We start from the raw sequence: 17,847 nt of genomic DNA, 5'->3' as shown, positions 1-17,847 counted from the left end.
GCTGCCTGCCCTGCGTCGGCGCCGAGCCGACGAGTGCGGCCTCCTCCGCACCTACCGCGGCTCCCGCCCCGGCGATGTCGGCGCCCCGCCGGGGCCGGTCGACCCCGAGTGGCGCAGCAGGTGCCTCGGCGCAGCAGGAGTACGAGCGCCGCGCCAGGCAGCGCGAGCAGGATGTGCGTGCCCGCCACCCCTTGCTCGGGGGACTGCTCCTGGCGCTGAGCGAGGAGCCGGCCAGCACCCGCGTCTGGGCGCAGGGCGCCGCCGGCGAGCGGGCCGTGGGCGCGACGCTGGAAGGGCTGGCCGGCACCCACGTCGCCGTCCTGCACGACCGGCGCCTGCGCCGCCCGGACGGGCGGTTGTCCAGGGCCAACATCGACCACCTCGCCGTGGCGGCCTCCGGGGTGTGGGTGATCGACGCCAAGACCCACACCGGCGCCCTGGAGGTCCGCCGCACCGGTGGTCTGCTCACCCGGCGCACCGAGACGCTGTACATCAACGGACGCGACCAGTCCCGGCTGCTGGAGGGTCTGGCCGGTCAGGTGCAGGCCGTGGCCGCGGAGCTGGCACGGGTGGGTGCGAGCGTGCCGGTGCAGGGGGCGTTGTGCTTCATGGGTACGGAGCTGCCCTGGTTCGGCGAGACCGTCGGCGACGTGCCCCTGGTCGGACACCGTGGCCTGACGAAGATCCTCAAGCGTGCAGGCGACCTGACAGCGGACGACCGCGACGCCCTGGCGCGCTATCTCGCCGTCCGCTTCCCTGCCGCGCACTGACGTCCATCACAACGCCCGTTGAGGGCGGACGGGGGTGCACCCGTCAGTCGAGGAGGCAGGCTCGCTAGCTGTCCAACTGTCGTGGCGAGCTTGACCCGCTGGTCCGCGAAGGCGTTGCGCAGGCGACTCTCCGATCCGACAGCGTCGTCGCTGAAGGTCTGCAGTTGCCCCGGTTCCAGACCCTCGTGGGGGCCAACGACGACTACGCCACCTACTCGCCGGTCCAGCGCACCCAGGTGGCTACGGTCGTGAGCCTGGTGACAACCATCCTCTCGATCATGTCCACGCCGCTGACCGACGACGACGGAGTGGTCACCGACCTGTCCGGTCAGGTCGTCGACGATGCCCGCCAGCGGCTGCACGATCTGAGCGACGACGGCTCCGTGCCTGCTGGAGACGCACTGACCACCGGGCCGGCCTCGTGAGCGCGGATGCTCCTGATGACCCCGACGAGCTCGGTGACCCTGCCGCGCCTGACCAACCCGATGAGCCTGCCCGCCGACGCCCCAAGATTCTGCGCAGCGGGATGGATGCGGCGACCTGGGCGCTGGTCAACGCCTCGACCCGGAAGCTGGCTGACCAGACCGCAGAAGCACTGCGCATCCGCGAGATCGCTCAGCAGATCGCGGCCCGGCACCGCAACACCGGCCTGCCGCAGCGTGCCGGGCACCTGTTCGAGGTGATGCACGAGGCGTCCTTCAACCGGAACGCGATCAAGAAGGGCTCGGCGCTGCGTGCCCCCACCACCGAGTGGGCAGCGGGCGGGTCGCAGAACGCAGCGGCCGATCTGCACATCCTCGACGGCCAGCGCCTGCTGGCCGCCGCGCAGGCCAAGCTGATGGGTCGCGCCACGACCACCGCCAGGAGCATCGCCAACGACCGCTACGACGGGATGCAGCGCCTCATCGCCGTCGACCAGCTCAAGACGGTCGAGGACCTGCTCGACCGGCGCCTGACCCTCAACCCCGAAGAAATCAACTACGCCGACTACGCCGACGCCCGCGCACACGTCACCGACACCCTGCACGCCGGGATCGTGAGCAGCCGCCCGGTGACCACCACTCGGGCTCACAAGGCCGCCGCCCGTGGCGCCGTCCGCTCCGGCTCGATCGCCGGCCTGGGCAAGAGCATCGGCATCGCCGCCAAGGCCGGAACTCTGCCCGCCGCCCTCGGAAGAGGATCATCACCGGCCGCGATGGCCGAGGCCGTCATCGACATCACCGAAGCCGGGATCGCCTTCGCCCGCGGCGACCTCGACTCCGGTGACCTCGCCGCCCGCTGCTGCCAAGCCGCCCTGCGCACCGCCATCACCGCCGCACGCGCCGACCACCTCGACGAGGAACGGATCGAGGCCCTGGAGGACGAAGCCGCGACCGCCCTCGCCACAGCGCTGCTGCTCGCCGAGGCCGAACACGCGCTAGGAGAGCAACGCAACGCCCACGTCACCACCACCGTCAGCCCTCTCCTGGACGACGCACTCATCGCAGCCACCACCGCCTCGCCGGAGGAGGCGCTCAAGCGGCTCACCGAGGTCGCCCGGTGCTTCTCCGGTCAGCCGCTCTTCGTCACGGTCGACGAGTTCGACGCATGGATGGCCGACCCGATGACGACGCTGACGATGAATCCGAACTGGCACTGACACCGGCGACCACTCGTCGCGACCGTCGTCCTGCGCCAAGGCGAACAGACGGTCCGTGACCGTCGCTCCACTCTGCGACACGGGGCGGAGCTGGTGGCGGTGGACCAGCTCGGTCACAGCCGTGCTGCTGTGCCCGACGAGGCGGGCGATCTCCTCGATGGGCACGCCGCTGTCGGAGGGCAGTGACCCGAAGGAGTGCCGCATCTCCCGCTCGCAGTAGGTCAGGGCCTGGTCCAGTGGGCTGTCGAGGAAGGGAAACTCGGTCTCGTAGTCGTCGAAGCCGCGCAGCTTCGCCTCGTAGCGGGCACCGGAGCGGTGTGCCACGAGCAGGGCCAGCTGCTCGTGACCGTGCTCGCGGGCGAAGCGGGCACCGTCCAGGGGGTGAAAGCCCGTGTGCGCCAGCTCGGGGGCACAGCCGATGTCATGGAGGTAGGCAGCGGACACGAGCGTGGGGCCGTCATCGCCCAAGGCGCAGCCGATCGCCTCCGCCAGGGCCGCCACCCGCTGCACGTGCCGCCAGCGCCGCCCCAGCGGACTCAGCGCCGACCTCGCGACTTGCTGAGACCACTCAACGACGCTGGGCATGGATGCTCCGATCGAACGTTCGAATGATCCTACTTTGCAGCCGCGACCTGCTGGTTGGCGCTGCCACCGTTCGGTGCAACGGCCGTCGAGGGCCCATGTCCACGGCGTCGACCGATCGGTAGAAGCACCAGGGGCGCTGGCAGAGGGGGACTGCCTCTGCTGCACCGCTCCCGCGGCTGAACGAAGCACCGGTGACGTCCTGGGCTTTCTGGCCCTCGGTCATGCAACATGTGCGACGGTCAGGGACTGCTCGGTGCCGTGACCATCGACCCGCTGGCTGCTGACCTGTTCGAGATGGGTGCACCGCTGTGCTCCGCGCCATCGTCGCCGGACGCTCCTCGTCGTGCCGGAACCCTGCGGTCAGCGTTCCCAACCGGTGGCCGCCAGGAAGAGACCCAACGCGATCAGCGCGGCCCCGCCGACGCGACCCGACGTCCGCAGGCGCGTGCTCGAAGAGGCGAGCCATGTGCGGGTGTGGCCGGCGGCCAGAGCCCATGCGCACCCGGTGAGCAGACCGATGGTGAGCGGGACGAGTGACAGCAGCAGCATCTGTGCCGTCACGTGACCAGCAGCGCGGTCGACGAAGGGTGGGATGACCGCTGCGAAGACGAGGTACATCTCGGGGTTCGTGACGGCCACCACCACACCGGAGCGCACCGACGGCCAGGAACTCGGATCGCCTGCCACCACAGCGGGTCCTGGAACGTGACCGGCGTCCCGCAGGGCCTGCACGCCTAACCACACGAGGTAGGCGGCGCCGACCAGCTTCAGCACCGAGAACGCCAGTTGCGACGCCTCGAGCAGCGCTCCGAGACCCAGGGCGACGCAGACGGCCACCAGGAAGGAACCCGTGATGTTGCCCAGCACGCTCGACAGCGCGACGCGGCGGCCGTAGCTGAGAGCGCGTCCGACGACGAACAGCACGCTGGGTCCGGGCATGATGATGAGCACGGCGCACGCGGCGGCCAGAGCCACCACCTGTTCGGCGCTGACGGGCACGAGCGTGCCGACCGAAGCCATGTGTCCCCTCCTCCCGAGGGCTTCCTCGTTCGACCGGTGGAGGCCGGATGTCGCAGGTGGGCTCGAGGCTGGAGCAGCCACCGCGCCGTGCGCCTGGCGGTCGGGCAGCATCTTCGCAGACGATCGTTGAGGGCCGGTTCCCTCCTCGGTGGCTCAGGCGCCACGCGCCCACGGGTGACTCGCGCGACGGGGAACCGGGTTGGCCAGCCTCCACCGGGGTGACGCGGAGCACCGGTGTTCCGGTGGTGCCGCGCGCGCCTCGTCCACCGCGCCGATCAGCTCGCTGTGCCGGGAGCAGTGGATGTTCATGGACTGTTTCCCACCCGCTGTCGCCGCGCTTCGGCGGCGGTGCGGCCACCTCGCACGAGCGCGAGGCGCCGGAGCCTCCGCCAGGCCTGGTTGGTCCCTGTGCCGGCCCATCGTCACGGCACGGTCAACCGGATCCTAGGAGCGGTAGGGCCTCCCACGCCGGTGTGGTGGTCCGGAGACTCTGGACGACGCAGGTGCGGGGACCAGCGCGCCGCCGGTGCGCACCGCAGCTCTGGGAGCCGACCATGCAGATCGCAGTTCTCGGTGCCGGCAACGTCGGCACCGTCCTCGCCCGCGGCCTGCTGGACGCAGGGCACGAGGTGGAGCTCGGCGTCCGCGACCTCGGAGCTGTGCGCCTCGGCGCGCCGGCGACCACACCGGCCGACGCGGTGGCCGACGCGGCGGTCGTCGTCAACGCCCTACCGGGCAGCGTTTCCGTGGAGGTGCTGCGGCAGGTCGGCGCCGACGCCCTCGCCGGCAAGGTGCTCCTCGACGTCGCCAACGCCGTGACGCCCGCGTTCGAGCTGCTGCACCCGGACGGGAGCCTCGGCGCCCTGCTGCAGGCGGAGTTCCCGGCCACGCGCGTCGTCAAGACGCTCAACACGGTCCCCGCGGCGTCCATGGCGGATCCGGGGGCGCTTCCCGGCCCCAGTAGCGTGTTCCTCTCCGGGAACGACGCGGAGGCCAAGGAGGTCGTCGCCGGGTTGCTGGCCGACCTCGGCTGGAGCAGGGACAGCGTGATCGACCTGGGCCCCATCGACACCGCGCGGGCCACCGAGCACTACCTGTACCTCTCGCTGGCGATCATGAAGGCCACCGGGTCGACCGTGTACAACGTGCGCGTCGTCCGCTGATCGTGGTGGAGGAGATCACGGTGGACGAGGAGCGCGCCGCGGGGGCCACACCCAGCGCGGGAGGACGAGCCCGTGCGGTCAGGTTCCGCCGGTACGGGGGCCCGGAGGTGCTAGAGGTCGTGGAGGTCCCGCGTCCGGTCGCGGGGCCGGGGCTCGTCGTGGTGGAGGTCGTGGCCGCCGCTCTCAACCCGGGGGAGATCGGCATCCGCGAAGGCGTTTTCGCCCGGATCTGGCCTGCCACGTTCCCCGAGGGGCAGGGCAACGACTACTCCGGGGTCGTCGCCGAGGTCGGGGCGGGGGTCCGGGAGCTCGCCGTGGGTGATGCCGTCCTGGGGTTCGCACCTCGGGCGGCGCAGGCGGAGTTCGTCCTCACCGGTCCTGACCGGCTGGCCCCGAAGCCGGAGGAGCTGAGCTGGGAACAGGCCGCCGCCATCGCCGGTGCCGGCGCCACCGCGTGGGCGGCGGTCAGGGCGGTGGATCCCCGGGCGGGGGAGACCGTCGTCGTCTCCGCTGCGGCCGGCGGGGTGGGGGTCGTCGCCGCCCAGTTGGCCCGCCTTCGCGGCGCTCGGGTCCTCGGGACCGCAGGAGAGGCGAACGCACCGTTCCTCGCCTCCCTCGGGGTGGAACCGCTCACCTACGGTGAAGGGCTGCTGGAACGGATCCGTGCCGCCGCACCCGGCGGCGTGGACGCCTACGTCGACACCTACGGCGCCGGGAACGTCGACGTGGCGATCGCCCTAGGGGTTCCGCCGTCGCGAATCACCACCACGGCCGATGGCCGGGCCGTGCGCGTGCACGGCGTGCGTTCTGACGCGCAGGAGCAAGCCGACACCCCTGACGTGTGGTCGGCCCTCGCGCGCCTGGTCGCTGCCGGGCACGTGGTCATCCCCATCGCGAGGATCTATCCTTTGGACCAGGTCCAAGAGGCATACCATGACCTCGCGACGAGGCACGTGCGGGGCAAGCGTGTGCTGAGCGTCATGTCCGGTCCCCGGCGCGCTGAGCTGGAGAGCTCTCGCCCTGGATGACCGAGGGAGCACGGCATGGCGCTGCACGGGCGGACGGACGAATCGGCGGTGCTCGGGAACCTGCTGCGTGCGGCGACCGGGGGCAGCGGTGGCACGCTGGTGGTGCGCGGTGTGGCGGGGATCGGCAAGTCGGTGCTGGTCGACCACGCCGTGCAGGCGACCGCCACCACCTCGCGGGTCCGGGACCTGCGGGTGCTCCGGGCGACGGGTGTGGAGTTCGAGGCCGACCTGGCGTTCGCGGGACTGCACCAGCTGTGCTCCCCTTTGCTGGAACACCTCGGTGAGCTACCGGCACCGCAGGCCGACGCGCTGCGCAGTGCCCTCGGCCTGGGTGGGCAGCCGGCCGCGCCGGAGGCGGCGCTGCTGGTGGGCGCCGGCCTGCTCGCCCTGCTGGCCGCCGCCGCCCGGGTGACACCGGTGGTGTGCGTGGTGGACGACGTGCAGTGGCTGGACGAGGCCAGCACCAAGGCGCTGGCCTTCGCCGCCCGGCGACTCGACGACGTGCCCGTGGCGTTGCTGCTCGTCGTGCGTGACGGAGAACCGGACGACGAGCCCGCCGCGGCGCAGATCCTGGGGCGCTTGCCGCACCTGCGGTTGGCGGGCCTGCGCGATCGGGACGCTCGTGCCCTGTTGGCCGCGGAGGTCCGCGCGCCGATCGACCCGCGGGTCCGCGACCGGGTCGTCGCCGAGGCACGGGGCAACCCGCTGGCCCTGGTCGAGCTGCCGCGCACGTTCAGCCCCGCGGAGCTGGCCGGTGGCTACGGCCTCCCGGACGACGAGTCGGTCCCGGCCGTGCTGGAGAGCAGCTTCCGACACCGTTTGATGACGCTGCCTGCAGCGTCACTGGCGTTCGTCACGCTGGCCGCAGCCGAGCCGACCGGGGATCCGGCCCTGCTGTGGCGCGCTGTCCGCGAGGCCGGACTATCCCCCCGGGCCGCCCTGCCGGCGGAGGCCACGGGTCTGCTGTCCGTGGGTACCACCGTGCGCTTCCGCCACCCGCTCGTGCGCTCGGCGGTCTACCGCGCTGCCGGGCTGAGCGAGCGGCGCGCGGCGCACCGGGCGCTGGCGCTGGCCACCGACCCGCAGACCGACCCGGACCGGCGCGCCTGGCACCTGGCGCTGGCCGCCGACGGGCCCGATGAGGAGGTCGCCGCCGAGCTGGTGCGCTCGGCCGACCGGGCGCAGGCACGTGGTGGCCTGGCCGCGACGGGCGCCTTCCTCGAGCGCGCCGCGGCCCTGAGCCCCGACCCCGCCCGCCGCGCGGAACGCCTGGTGTCGGCCGCCGTCGCCAAGAGAGCAGCCGGGGCGCCCGAGGCGGCGGTGGAACTGCTCGCGGCCGCGGAGAACGGCGTGCTCGACGTGCGGCAGCGTGCGCATGTGGTGGTGCTGCGGGCCCGCACGGCGTTCGACCGCCGCCGCGACGCCGACGCGGTGGAAGGACTGCTCACCGCCGGTCGTTCCGTCGCGGCGGTGGACGTCGACACCGCCCGCGACGTGCTGCTCGAGGCGTTCGCGGCCGCCGTGTACACCGGGCGCTTCGCCGACCGCGGGTTGATCCCGCTCATCGCGGGGACCCTGCGTTCCCTGCCCCGACCGGTGGACCACCGCGATCCGATGGAGCAGTTGCACGAGGGGTTCCTCGCGCAGGTGCTGCACGGACCCGCGGTCGCCACCCCGCTGCTGCGGGCCGGCGTCGCACAGGCTCTCAGTGACGTCTCCGGCCCGCTGCGGACCAGCTCCCTGTGGCTCGTGTGCAGTGCAGCGCAGGAGACGTGGGACGAGGCGTCGTTCCGCACGATCGCCGACCGGCAGCTGACCGGGGTCCGCCGCGCCGGAGCCGTGGCCTCGCTGCCCATCGCACTCAGCTACCGGGCGCTGGCTCATGTGCACGCCGGCGAGTTCGACGCGGCGCAGGCCCTTGTCGACGAGTGCCATCGCGTCGCCGTCGAGCTCGAGGTGCCGCCGATGCTCCACGTCGACGTCACCATCTCGGCGTGGCGGGGTGACGACGTCCGGACGGCGGAACTGCTCCGCAAGGGCATGCACGACGCCACCGTGCGGCAGGAGGGCAGGCTCCTCACGGCGCTGGAGTACGCGCAGACGGTGCTCCTCAACGGTCAGGGACGCTATGCCGAAGCCCTGGAGGTGTGCCGGGTCCCCGTGGAGCTGGCGCCCACCACCTTCCAGGTGTGGATCCCCGCCGAGTTCGTGGAGGCAGCCGTACGCTCCGGGCACCCCGATCTGGCGATGCCGGTACTCGATCGGCTCCGGGAGAGCGCGCGCGCCGCGGGCAGCGACTGGGCCGCTGGCATGCTCGCCCGCTGTACCGCACTGGTGACGGTGGGCCCTGAAGCCGAGGCGTCCTACCGCGCTGCGGTCGAGCACCTCGCCCTGACGCACGCTGCTCCACAGCTGGCCCGCACACACCTGCTGTACGGGGAGTGGCTGCGGCGGGAGGGCCGTAAACGCGAGGCGCGGGAGCAGTTGCGCACCGCGCACGACGCCTTCTCAGCCCTCGGTGCCGCGGCCTTCGCGGCACGCGCGGCGCGAGAGCTAGCGGCGACCGGTGAGCGCGCCAGGGCCCGCGGGGCGGGCGATCCGGAACAGCCTGCACCGCTGACCGCGCAGGAGCTGCAGGTGGCGCGACTGGTGGGGGGCGGGGCGACGAGCAAGGAGGTCGCCGCGGAGCTGTTCCTGAGCCCTCGTACGGTCGACGCGCACCTGCGCAACATCTTCGCCAAGCTCGGCGTCACCTCGCGGCGGCAGCTGCGTGACCTGCCGCTGCCCGCGGGACCGGAGGAGCGCGGAGCAATCCTGCGCAAGATGTAGGCGAGGACCGCCGAGGCGAGGCGATCCGCCGCGGCCGAGCCTGGCCGGGTGATCGACCCCACCGGCACCCTTCGGCTCCCACACTTGCACGAGGTGTCGTTGCTGACCCGTCGCGGCGACGTCTGGACGAGCCGCCAGGTGTGGGTGGTGACCGTGGCGGGGTGGGCGTACGTCCGCTCGGCGTTCGGCACCCGCGCGGTCTGGTACCGGCGGGTGCTCACGGACCCCCACGCCCGGGTGGTCGCCGGCGACCTGATCTTCGACGTCGGGTTCGTCCCGGTCCGCGACGCCCTGACCGTGGCCGAGGTGTCCGTGGCGTACTGGGAGAAGTACGGGCTGGGCTGGCCGGGGCCGACGGCCGGCATGACGGCACCGGAGGCGGCGTGCACGACGATGCGGCTCGTCGGCGGCCCGGCGGCGCATGTAGGTGATGACCACCGAGGCGAAGCAACCGCTTCGACGGGCATCGTTCGGATCCCGGACGGTGGCGCGGCAGGCGTCCCGGCGACTGGGCGTGACGTGCCCCGGCACCAGGAGGAGTTCCAGTGACCGACGTGAAGCTCTCCGTCATCTACTACTCGGCGACGGGGACCATCCACGCGATGGCCCGCCGCGTCGCGCAGGCGGGGGAGAAGGCCGGCGCGGAGGTCCGGCTGCGCCAGGTCCCCGAGCTGGCCGCGCCGGAGCGCATCGCGGCGAACGCGGCGTGGAGCCTGCACCTCGACACCACCGGGGACGAGCCGAAGGCGACGACCGAGGACCTCGTGTGGGCGGACGCGGTCCTGCTAGGGACCCCCACCCGCTACGGCAACGTGGCCGGCCAGCTCAAGCAGTTCCTCGACGGTACAGGCGGGGCCTGGGCGAAGGGCCTGCTGGCGGACAAGGTCTACGCGGGTTTCACGTCCACCCAGACCGCCCACGGCGGGCAGGAGTCCACGCTGCTGGCGCTGTACAACACGATCTACCACTTCGGCGGGTTCCTCGTGCCGCCGGGTTACACCGACCCGCTGAAGTTCGCGGACGGCAACCCCTACGGCGTCGCCCACGTCACCGGCCCCGGCAACGACACCCCGCTGGGCGACGTCGAACACGCCGCCCTCGACCACCTCGCCCAGCGCGTCGTCGACGTCGCCACACGGCTCGCGGCGGGCCGGCGGGCGCTGCAGAACTCCTGACCCCGCCCCACGGCGGAACCGACGGATCGTCCGGCACGTACCTGCCGGAGAGGGAGACCACGATGGCCACGGTGACCTACGACGGAGCGACACGGCTGTACCCGGGCAACCCGGTACCCGCGGTGAACTCGCTCGACCTGGGCGTGGAGGACGGTGAGTTCCTCGTCCTCGTCGGCCCCTCGGGGTCGGGGAAGTCCACCTCCCTGCGCATGCTCGCCGGTCTTGAGGACGTCAACGGCGGTCGCATCCTGATCGGCGACCGTGACGTCACCACGGTCCCGCCGAAGGACCGGGACATCGCGATGGTGTTCCAGAACTACGCGCTCTACCCCCACATGACGGTCGCCGACAACATGGGCTTCGCCCTGAAGATCGCCGGCACCCCCAAGGAGGAGATCAAGCGCCGCGTGCAGGAAGCGGCCAAGATCCTGGACCTGGAGGCCTACCTCACCCGCAAGCCCAAGGCCCTCTCCGGTGGCCAGCGCCAGCGCGTGGCCATGGGCCGGGCCATCGTGCGCCAGCCCCAGGTCTTCCTCATGGACGAGCCGCTGTCCAACCTCGACGCCAAGCTGCGCGTGCAGACCCGCACCCAGATCGCCTCCCTGCAGCGCCGCCTGGGCGTCACCACCGTCTACGTCACCCACGACCAGATCGAGGCCATGACGATGGGCGACCGCGTCGCGGTCCTCAAGGACGGCATCCTGCAGCAGGTCGACACCCCCCGCCGGATGTACGACCACCCCAACAACGTCTTCGTCGCCGGCTTCATCGGCTCCCCCGCGATGAACCTGCTCACCCTGGACGTCACCGAGGGCGGGGTCCGCTTCGGCGACACCGTGCACCCCGTCGAGCGCGCCGCGCTGGCCGCCACCGGCAACAAGCTCACCCTCGGGGTGCGCCCGGAGGACCTGGAGCTGGCCGAGCACGGCATCCCCGTCACCGTGGAGGTCGTGGAGGAGCTCGGCGCCGACGCCTACATCTACGGCTCCCTGCGCCACGACGCCACCGACATGCCGATCATCGCGCGCGTCGACGGCCGCCGTCCCCCGGAGAAGGGCTCCACCGTCCACTTCACCGCCCGGCCCGAGCAGATGCACCTGTTCGACGCCGGCACCGGCGAGCGGATCGCCCCGTGATCCGCCCGCACCTGCCCGGTCGGCACCACGACCGCCACCACGACGGCGGCACCGCGCAGGCGGGGGAGAGCGCCCGCTGGGCGGAGTACGCGCTCCTCGCGGACCGCGGGCCCGAGGAGATCGCGACGGAGATGGCCCGTGCCACCGAGCACGGCGATCCCGCCCCCGGCGACGGCGGTCCCCGTGGGGCCGGCGAACGGCTCAGGTGAGACGCGCATGTCCACGAGTGCAGCGGACGTGCAGCGGGCGGGAACGCTGCCACGGGCCCGCGGGGGCACCGGGACCCCGGTCCCGTCGGGTGTGCCCGCGACACCCCCGCCCGGCGCTGTCGCACCACCGACGCTGGGGGACTTCCTGCGGGCGATGCGCAGCCGGCTGCGCCCGCGGGACGTGGGCCTGCCGGCCTCGCTGGGCCACCGCCGGGTCCCCGGGCTGCGCCGGCAGGAGGTCGCGGATCTGGCCGGCGTGAGCCTGGACTACTACACCCGGATTGAGCAGGGTCGCGTCGGGGAGGTTTCCGGTGCGGTCCTCAACGCGGTGGGGGACGCGCTGCGGCTGAGCCCGGAGGAGGCCGCCCTGCTGCACCGTCTGGCGGCCCCGTCCCGCTCGGTGCCGAGACCGCGCACAGGAGGGACGTTGCGGCCGGGCACCGCGGCGATGCTCGCCTCGCTCACGGTGCCGGCGGCCGTGGTGGACCACCGGATGGACGTGGTGGCCGCCAACCTGCCGTTCCGGCTGCTCGTGGCGCGGCCGGGCGGGGCGCCGGAGGCGATGGACAACCTCGTGCGCTGGTTCTTTCTGGACCCGTGGGCCCGTGACCTGCTCCCCGCGTGGGGGGAGAGCGCCGGCGCGGCGGTCGCGGGCCTGCGGCTGAACTGGATCCGGAACCCGGGCGACCCGGGGCTCGACGCGCTTGTCGCCGAGCTGTCGGCGCGCAGCACGGAGTTCTCGCGGACGTGGGCCGTGCCGGACGTCACGGTCGCCCCCCACGGGCGGCTGACCGTCGAGCACCCTTGGGCGGGGACGTGCTGGCTGGACCACCACGTGCTGACGCTGCCGGGCGAGGGGATGTTCCTCACCCTGCAGACCCCGGTTCCCGGGACGGGATCGGAGGCCGTGCTGGACCGGTTGCTGCGCTGCTGGGACGGCCCGCGCCCGGACCTGTTCTGGGACGTGCGAGCACCGGAGGCCGGGCGTGCTGCCGGCGGGGGGTGAGGTGCGGGAGGTACCCGGCCGCCCGGGCGCGCCGGTCCACGTCACGTGGGCGGAGCACCCACCGGCGGCCGTGAGCCTCCGGGCGGCGGTGTGCCGGCGCCCGGGTACGGGCCGACAGACCGGTCCGCTGCACCTGGACGTGGCGGCGGGGGAGTTCCTCGTCCTGTCCGGGGGCACCGGTGCCGGCAAGTCGACGGTGCTGGGCATGGTCGCCGGTTCCGCACCGGTGACGGCAGGCCGGGTCCTCGTGAGCGGTCGCGACGTCACGGCCCTGCCGGCCCGCAGCCGCGGTGCGATCGTCCTGGCGGACGGGCACCCGCTGCAGCCACGCATGAGCGTCGCGGAGAACCTCGCGCTCGTCCTGGCCGTGGGCGCTGCGCCGAGGACGTGGCGCGCGGACCGCGTCGCGGGCACGGTGCGGGCGCTGGGGCTGGAGCACCTGCTGGGGCGCACCCCGCCGGGGCTGTCCACCGGGGAACGACGGCTCGTCGCCCTCGCCCGCGCGCTGGTGCACCGCTGTGGCGTGCTGCTCCTGGACGACCCGCTCGCCGGGCTCGACCCGGCGTTGCGCGCCACCACCCTGGAGGCGCTGCTCGCGCTGGCCCGGGAGCGGGGCACGACCACCCTCTACGCCACGAGCGAGGTGGGGGGCGCCGCGGTTCCGGGGGTGCGCGTCGTCACCCTCGACGGCGGCGCGCTGAGGGAGACCACGTGGGTTCCCGCGGTTCCGGGTGACCGGGAAGTTTCAGGCGATCCGTCCGCCCGCGGGCCGTCCGCCTGGACGCCCGGGCCCAGGGTGGGTGCGACGGGACCTCCCACGCCTCGGTGACGGGCACGAACCTCGTCCTGTGCTGGCACGGGGCCGGCGCGGGGCCGGCATGAGGCCGGCACGGGACCGCCCGCAGGGGCCGACGGAACTCTGGGAGGACGAGGTGGACGTGCACGCGGGACGGACGGGGACCGGCCGGGACGAGGTGGTCCTGGAGCAGATCAGGGAACGGGCCGCGGGGACCGGCCGGCCGCTGCTGCTGTCGGGTGGCACGGTCGTCACCGGGAACCCACGGCTGGGCAGCTGGGAGCGCGCCGACGTCCTCGTCGGTGGAACGGTCGTCGTGGGGGTCGGTCCAGGGTTGCTGACGGCCGCCGGTGACGACGACATGCTCGTGCTGGACTGCACCGGCTGCGTCGTGCTGCCCGCGCGGCTGGACCTCACCGACCCAGCCTCCGCCGGCACCCTGACCCCGGGGAGCCCGGCGGACGTGGCGGTCGTCCGCACCGACGGCCCGGCCACCCCTGAGCAGGCGGACCCCCGCCGGGGCCCCCTGCTCGACGTGCTGGTCGTCGGTGGCGAGGTGCGCGTCTGGCGCGGGACGCCGCTGGACGGGGACCGGGGAGGCGCGCAGGCGGGGCCCCCGGCGGCGCGGCGACCTGCCGAGGAGCCCTGGACGGGGACGTGGGTGGACGAGACGGGATTCCTGCACCAGGAACTGCGCCCCGACGGCCGCTACGACGAGACCCGCGGCGGGCGGCCCCACGCCTTCCAGGGCCGCTACTGGGTGGACGGCGACCGCGTCGACTACCTCGACGACCTGGGTTTCTGGGCGTTCGGGGAGTTCCGCGACGGGGTGCTCCACCACGCCGGGTACCGCATGCGCCGCCGGTGACCGGACCGGTGGCGAGGATCTCGAGGACACGAGGAGGAACCATGAACACCCGGGCGACCCACGACCCCCGCCTGCTGGAGCAGGTCCGCGACCGCTCGTCGGAGGAGCCGCTGCTGTTCACCGGCGCGACGGTCGTCACGATGGACCCCGCCCTCGGCGTCCTCGACGACGCCGACCTGCTGGTGCGGGGGGAGCGCATCGAGGCGGTGGGGCCGGGCCTGGCCGGCAGCCCCGCCGCCGCCGGTGCCGTCGTCGTCGACGCGACCGGCAGCATCCTGGCCCCCGGTTTCGTCGACACCCACCGTCACGCCTGGGAGGCGCAGCTGCGGCGGAGCACCCCGGACGTGGACGACCTCGGTGCATACGTGGTCTCCACGCTGGCGGGGATCGCCCCGGCCTATGGCCCGGACGACGTGCACACCGGCACGGAACTGGCGGCGCTGACGGCCCTGGACGGCGGCATCACCTGCATGCTCGACTTCTCCCACAACTCCCGCAGCGCCGCGCACTCCGACGCGGCCGTGCAGGCGCTGGTGGACACCGGCATCCGCGGTGTCCACGCCTCGATGCGCCCCCACTTCGGCGAGTGGGACGGTCAGTGGCCGGCGGACCTGGAGCGCCTGCAGGAGAAGTGGTTCTCCTCGGAGGACCGGCTGCTCACGCTGCGGCTGGCGACCCTGGCGACCGACGAGATCGCCGGCCCGGACCTCGCCTACGGGCCGCGGCTGGCCGCCGTCGCCCGCGACCTCGGCGTCGGGGTGAGCATCGACGCCGTGTTCGGCCCCTCCGGTTCCGCGGCGGTGCTGGCGTGGGAGCAGGCCGGGCTGCTGTCGCCGGACGTCACGCTCATCCACTGCACCGGGCTGACCCCTGAGGCGTGGGACGCGGTGGGCCGCACGGGCACCACAGTCTCCCTGGCTCCCTCCTCCGACGCGCAGATCGGGCTGGAGACGGCCGTCCCGGCCGTCGACGAGGCCCTCGCGGTGGGCGTCCGACCCGGTCTCAGCATCGACGTGGAGGTCGCCCTGGCGAGCGACATGTTCACGCAGATGCGGGTGCTGCTGGCCGTCCAGCGGATGCGCGCGGTGAACTCCGCCTACGGCACGGACCGCACCCCGCGGCGCATCGGGGTCCACGACGTGCTGGACATGGCGACCTTGCAGGGGGCGCGGACGAACGGGTTGGCGGACGTGACGGGGTCGCTGACGCCGGGCAAGCAGGCCGACCTGCTCGTCGTCGACGCCGAGGACCTCAACACCATGCCCCTCAACGATCCCGTCGGGACCCTCGTCCTCGGTGCCGACGCCCGCAACATCACCGCGGTCCTCGTCGCCGGGCAGGCGCGCAAGTGGGGCGGCCGGCTCCTCGACGTCGACCTCGACGCGCTGCGCGAGGAGGTCCGCGCTTCCCGGGACGCGGTGCTGCGCAGGGCCCGCGCCGCGGGGGTCGCCGTCTGAGGTGCGGGGCGGGGACGGGTGCCGTCCGCGCGGTCCCGTCCCCGCGCCGTCGCCACGTCGTCAGCCGTCGGCGCCGGGCACCAGGACGCGCTGGCTGCGCACCGCCCCGGACTCCCGGCCGGCGGCGAGGACGCAGTCCAGGAGGCCGGGGAACCGGACGTCGAGGTCGTCCCGGCGCAGTGACATCAGGACCCTCCTGCCCTCCCGGCGGGCGTGCAGCACACCGCTCTCGCGCAGCACCCGCCAGTGCCGGCTGGCGGTGGAGGGGGTGACGTCCGGCAGGGCGGTCGCGCAGGTCAGCTCACCGAACTCGGCGAGCCGCTGCACGACGCGCAGGCGCAGCGGGTTCGCCAGCGCCTCGAGCACCCCCTCGATGCGGATCTGCTCGCGGGAGGGGTGGGGCAGTTCCTGCACGGTGTCACCGCACGCGCGGGGACGGAGCGTGCCCGCGGGCCGTTCCCCGTCCCCGCGCGTGCGCCCGGACACCCCGTCCGCCGCTCACGCCGCCGGGACGCCGTCGATGACGATGGCCTCGGCGCGCGCGAACGTCTGCCGGAACTCCTTGAGCGGTGCGTACTCCGGGGATTCGTAGAAGGCCAGGACGTCCTGCTTGGAGCCGAACTCCAGGATCACCCCGAGGTCGGGCCGCTCGTCGGTCTCCAGGACGAGCGGCGCCTCGTCGCGAGCGACCGGCCGGCCGCCGTACCGGGTGACGACCTCCAGGGTGCGCTGCTCGTAGTCGCGCATCTTCTCCGCGTTCTGCGGCGAGACGCGGATGACCATGTACGTGCTCACGGGTTCCTCCCGGTGGACGATGGTTCGCGTACACGTGAACTATAGCCCGGTGCGGAACTTCTCCCAGGGTGCGCTGCGGCCACCCTCGCGGGGTGGCCGCGGCGCCCACGTCGCCGGGCCGGCGTCAGGCGCACACCGCCGCGTCGACCAGTTCCAGCACCGCGTCCGCCGCGGCCTGCGGTTCCGCCAGCGCGCCCGGCAGCGCCGTGACGGCGACGGTGACCGCGCGCCCGTCCTCGGTGGCGCCGCCTCGGGTCTCGTAGCCGGGGATGTCCCCGCCGTGGCCCCACAGCAGGCCACCGCACGTCAGTGGCGTGCTGATGAGGCCGAGCCCGTACCGCGCACCCGGCCACATCCCCGGCGCCTCGACGGTCGTGCGCATCTGCGCCAACTCGGCCGGGGCCAGCAGGTCCCCGGCCAGCAGCGCGGAGAAGAACCGGTCGAGGTCGCGGGGGGTGGAGACCAGGCCGCCGGCGGCCCATGCCCACGAGGCGTCCAGCTCGGTGATGTCGCGCAGCTCCCCACCGGGTTCCGCGGAGTGGTAACCGCGCACGTGCCGGCCGCGGATCGCGCGCTCGCCCGGCGCGGGCAGGTACGTGTCCTCTAGGCCGAGGCGCTCGACGACGCGCTCGTCCACCTGCTCCTCGAACGGCCGGCCGGTGACCCGCTGCACGATCATCCCCGCGAGCAGGTATCCCGTGTTGCTGTAGCGCCACCCCTGCCCGGGCGCGAAGTCCGCGGGCAGGGTGAGGGCCATGTCCAGCAGGTCCCGCGGTTCGCGGTAGGTGTCGCGGCCGGCGAACCAGTCGGTGCCCAGCACGCGCACGTAGTCCGGCAGGCCGCTGGTGTGCTGCAGGAGCTGCCGCACCGTGATGGCCCGCCCGTCGATGCCGTCGCCGCGGACCAGGCCGGGCAGGTAGGTCTCGACGGGCTCGTCCAGCCCGATCCGGCCCTCGCCGACGAGCTGCAGCACGACGACCGCCGTGAACGCCTTGGTGTTGCTCCCGGCGCGGACCTGCCCGTCGACCGGTGCCCTGCGGCCGGTGCGCAGGTCCCCGGTCCCCGCGGCGAGGTCGACCTGCCGTCCACCGCGGGTGTGCACCGACGCCAGGGCGGCCGGGAAACCCTCTTCGCGCACGAGGCGTTCCAGGCCCTGCCGGACCACCTCGCGGGTTCCGTCGCGCGGGGCGGCGGCGGACGGGGCGGCGCCGAGGACGACCGCGCCCAGGGCGGCGGCCGAGACGGTCGCGACCGTCCTGCGGTGCCGCGACGGCACCCGCGGGGTGTGCGGTGGGCGGGAGGGACGTCCGGACATGGTGATCCCTTCGTGCCCGCGCCTGGCGGGCTGCTGAGGAGGTTCGTCGGGCGGTG

Annotated in this window: 18 protein-coding genes and 1 pseudogene; 14 read left to right on the top strand and 5 right to left on the bottom strand. The window is 73.6% G+C overall.

Annotation, left to right across the window (positions count from 1 at the left end; genetic code table 11):
* The first annotated feature begins 191 nt into the window (after nt 1-191).
* The 3 genes from ACYQBY_RS14215 to ACYQBY_RS14205 all read left to right on the top strand — a co-directional run bounded on the left by ACYQBY_RS14215 (nt 192) and on the right by ACYQBY_RS14205 (nt 2,409).
* Nucleotides 192-770 (top strand): nuclease-related domain-containing protein, encoded by a 579-nt coding sequence (locus ACYQBY_RS14215; RefSeq protein ID WP_459644524.1) that lies wholly within the window; start codon nt 192-194, stop codon nt 768-770.
* Between the two features lie 185 nt (nt 771-955).
* Nucleotides 956-1,195, top strand: coding sequence for a hypothetical protein (locus ACYQBY_RS14210; protein ID WP_459644523.1), 240 nt, complete (start codon nt 956-958; stop codon nt 1,193-1,195).
* Nucleotides 1,196-1,296: 101 nt separating this feature from the next.
* The gene (locus ACYQBY_RS14205; protein WP_459644522.1) at nt 1,297-2,409 is read left to right on the top strand and encodes a hypothetical protein; all 1,113 of its coding nucleotides are present in this window, start codon (nt 1,297-1,299) and stop codon (nt 2,407-2,409) included.
* A 321-nt stretch (nt 2,410-2,730) separates the two neighbouring features.
* Here the strand turns inward: ACYQBY_RS14205 and ACYQBY_RS14200 are convergent.
* Both ACYQBY_RS14200 and ACYQBY_RS14195 read right to left on the bottom strand, forming a co-directional pair.
* Nucleotides 2,731-2,994: pseudogene (locus ACYQBY_RS14200) on the bottom strand (HD domain-containing protein); the annotation flags it as partial.
* Between the two features lie 360 nt (nt 2,995-3,354).
* Nucleotides 3,355-4,014, bottom strand: a complete 660-nt coding sequence (locus ACYQBY_RS14195) for a LysE family translocator (RefSeq protein WP_459644521.1) — start codon at nt 4,012-4,014, stop codon at nt 3,355-3,357.
* A gap of 554 nt (nt 4,015-4,568) precedes the next feature.
* Here ACYQBY_RS14195 and ACYQBY_RS14190 point away from each other — a divergent pair.
* From ACYQBY_RS14190 to ACYQBY_RS14140, 11 genes are all read left to right on the top strand, one after another.
* Nucleotides 4,569-5,177: an NADPH-dependent F420 reductase gene (locus ACYQBY_RS14190; protein WP_459644520.1), complete on the top strand. Its 609-nt coding sequence runs from the start codon at nt 4,569-4,571 to the stop codon at nt 5,175-5,177.
* 119 nt (nt 5,178-5,296) lie between these two features.
* Nucleotides 5,297-6,205, top strand: coding sequence for a zinc-binding dehydrogenase (locus ACYQBY_RS14185; protein WP_459644519.1), 909 nt, complete (start codon nt 5,297-5,299; stop codon nt 6,203-6,205).
* Nucleotides 6,206-6,220: 15 nt separating this feature from the next.
* Nucleotides 6,221-9,034 (top strand): ATP-binding protein, encoded by a 2,814-nt coding sequence (locus ACYQBY_RS14180; RefSeq protein ID WP_459644518.1) that lies wholly within the window; start codon nt 6,221-6,223, stop codon nt 9,032-9,034.
* Nucleotides 9,035-9,127: 93 nt separating this feature from the next.
* Nucleotides 9,128-9,583, top strand: a complete 456-nt coding sequence (locus ACYQBY_RS14175) for a DUF2255 family protein (RefSeq protein ID WP_459644517.1) — start codon at nt 9,128-9,130, stop codon at nt 9,581-9,583.
* Nucleotides 9,580-10,209, top strand: a complete 630-nt coding sequence (wrbA, locus tag ACYQBY_RS14170; protein WP_459644516.1) for an NAD(P)H:quinone oxidoreductase — start codon at nt 9,580-9,582, stop codon at nt 10,207-10,209. Before ACYQBY_RS14175 ends, wrbA begins: the two co-directional genes overlap by 4 nt.
* Before the next feature lie 62 nt (nt 10,210-10,271).
* Complete coding sequence (locus ACYQBY_RS14165; protein ID WP_459644515.1) at nt 10,272-11,345, top strand: ABC transporter ATP-binding protein; 1,074 nt, start codon at nt 10,272-10,274, stop codon at nt 11,343-11,345.
* Nucleotides 11,342-11,554 carry a hypothetical protein gene (locus tag ACYQBY_RS14160; protein WP_459644514.1) on the top strand — a complete coding sequence of 71 codons (213 nt, stop codon included), beginning with the start codon at nt 11,342-11,344 and terminating at the stop codon, nt 11,552-11,554. Before ACYQBY_RS14165 ends, ACYQBY_RS14160 begins: the two co-directional genes overlap by 4 nt.
* 7 nt (nt 11,555-11,561) lie before the next feature.
* Complete coding sequence (locus ACYQBY_RS14155; protein WP_459644513.1) at nt 11,562-12,560, top strand: helix-turn-helix transcriptional regulator; 999 nt, start codon at nt 11,562-11,564, stop codon at nt 12,558-12,560.
* 70 nt (nt 12,561-12,630) lie between these two features.
* Nucleotides 12,631-13,389 carry an ATP-binding cassette domain-containing protein gene (locus tag ACYQBY_RS14150; protein ID WP_459644512.1) on the top strand — a complete coding sequence of 253 codons (759 nt, stop codon included), beginning with the start codon at nt 12,631-12,633 and terminating at the stop codon, nt 13,387-13,389.
* 109 nt (nt 13,390-13,498) lie between these two features.
* Entirely contained in the window at nt 13,499-14,224 is a 726-nt protein-coding gene (locus ACYQBY_RS14145) for an Atu4866 domain-containing protein (protein ID WP_459644511.1), read from the top strand.
* Nucleotides 14,225-14,265: 41 nt separating this feature from the next.
* Nucleotides 14,266-15,681 carry an amidohydrolase family protein gene (locus tag ACYQBY_RS14140; RefSeq protein WP_459644510.1) on the top strand — a complete coding sequence of 472 codons (1,416 nt, stop codon included), beginning with the start codon at nt 14,266-14,268 and terminating at the stop codon, nt 15,679-15,681.
* Nucleotides 15,682-15,741: 60 nt separating this feature from the next.
* Here the strand turns inward: ACYQBY_RS14140 and ACYQBY_RS14135 are convergent, their stop codons facing one another.
* From ACYQBY_RS14135 to ACYQBY_RS14125, 3 genes are all read right to left on the bottom strand, one after another.
* Nucleotides 15,742-16,095: an ArsR/SmtB family transcription factor gene (locus ACYQBY_RS14135; protein ID WP_459644509.1), complete on the bottom strand. Its 354-nt coding sequence runs from the start codon at nt 16,093-16,095 to the stop codon at nt 15,742-15,744.
* 84 nt (nt 16,096-16,179) lie between these two features.
* The gene (locus tag ACYQBY_RS14130) at nt 16,180-16,476 is read right to left on the bottom strand and encodes a DUF1330 domain-containing protein (RefSeq protein WP_459644508.1); all 297 of its coding nucleotides are present in this window, start codon (nt 16,474-16,476) and stop codon (nt 16,180-16,182) included.
* 124 nt (nt 16,477-16,600) lie between these two features.
* On the bottom strand, nt 16,601-17,791 hold the full coding sequence (locus ACYQBY_RS14125) for a serine hydrolase domain-containing protein (RefSeq protein ID WP_459644507.1): 1,191 nt from the start codon (nt 17,789-17,791) through the stop codon (nt 16,601-16,603).
* Nucleotides 17,792-17,847 lie beyond the last annotated feature (56 nt).

It is taken from the genome of Kineococcus anabasis (genome assembly GCF_054590795.1).
This window is presented reverse-complemented; position numbering and strand designations above follow the sequence as displayed.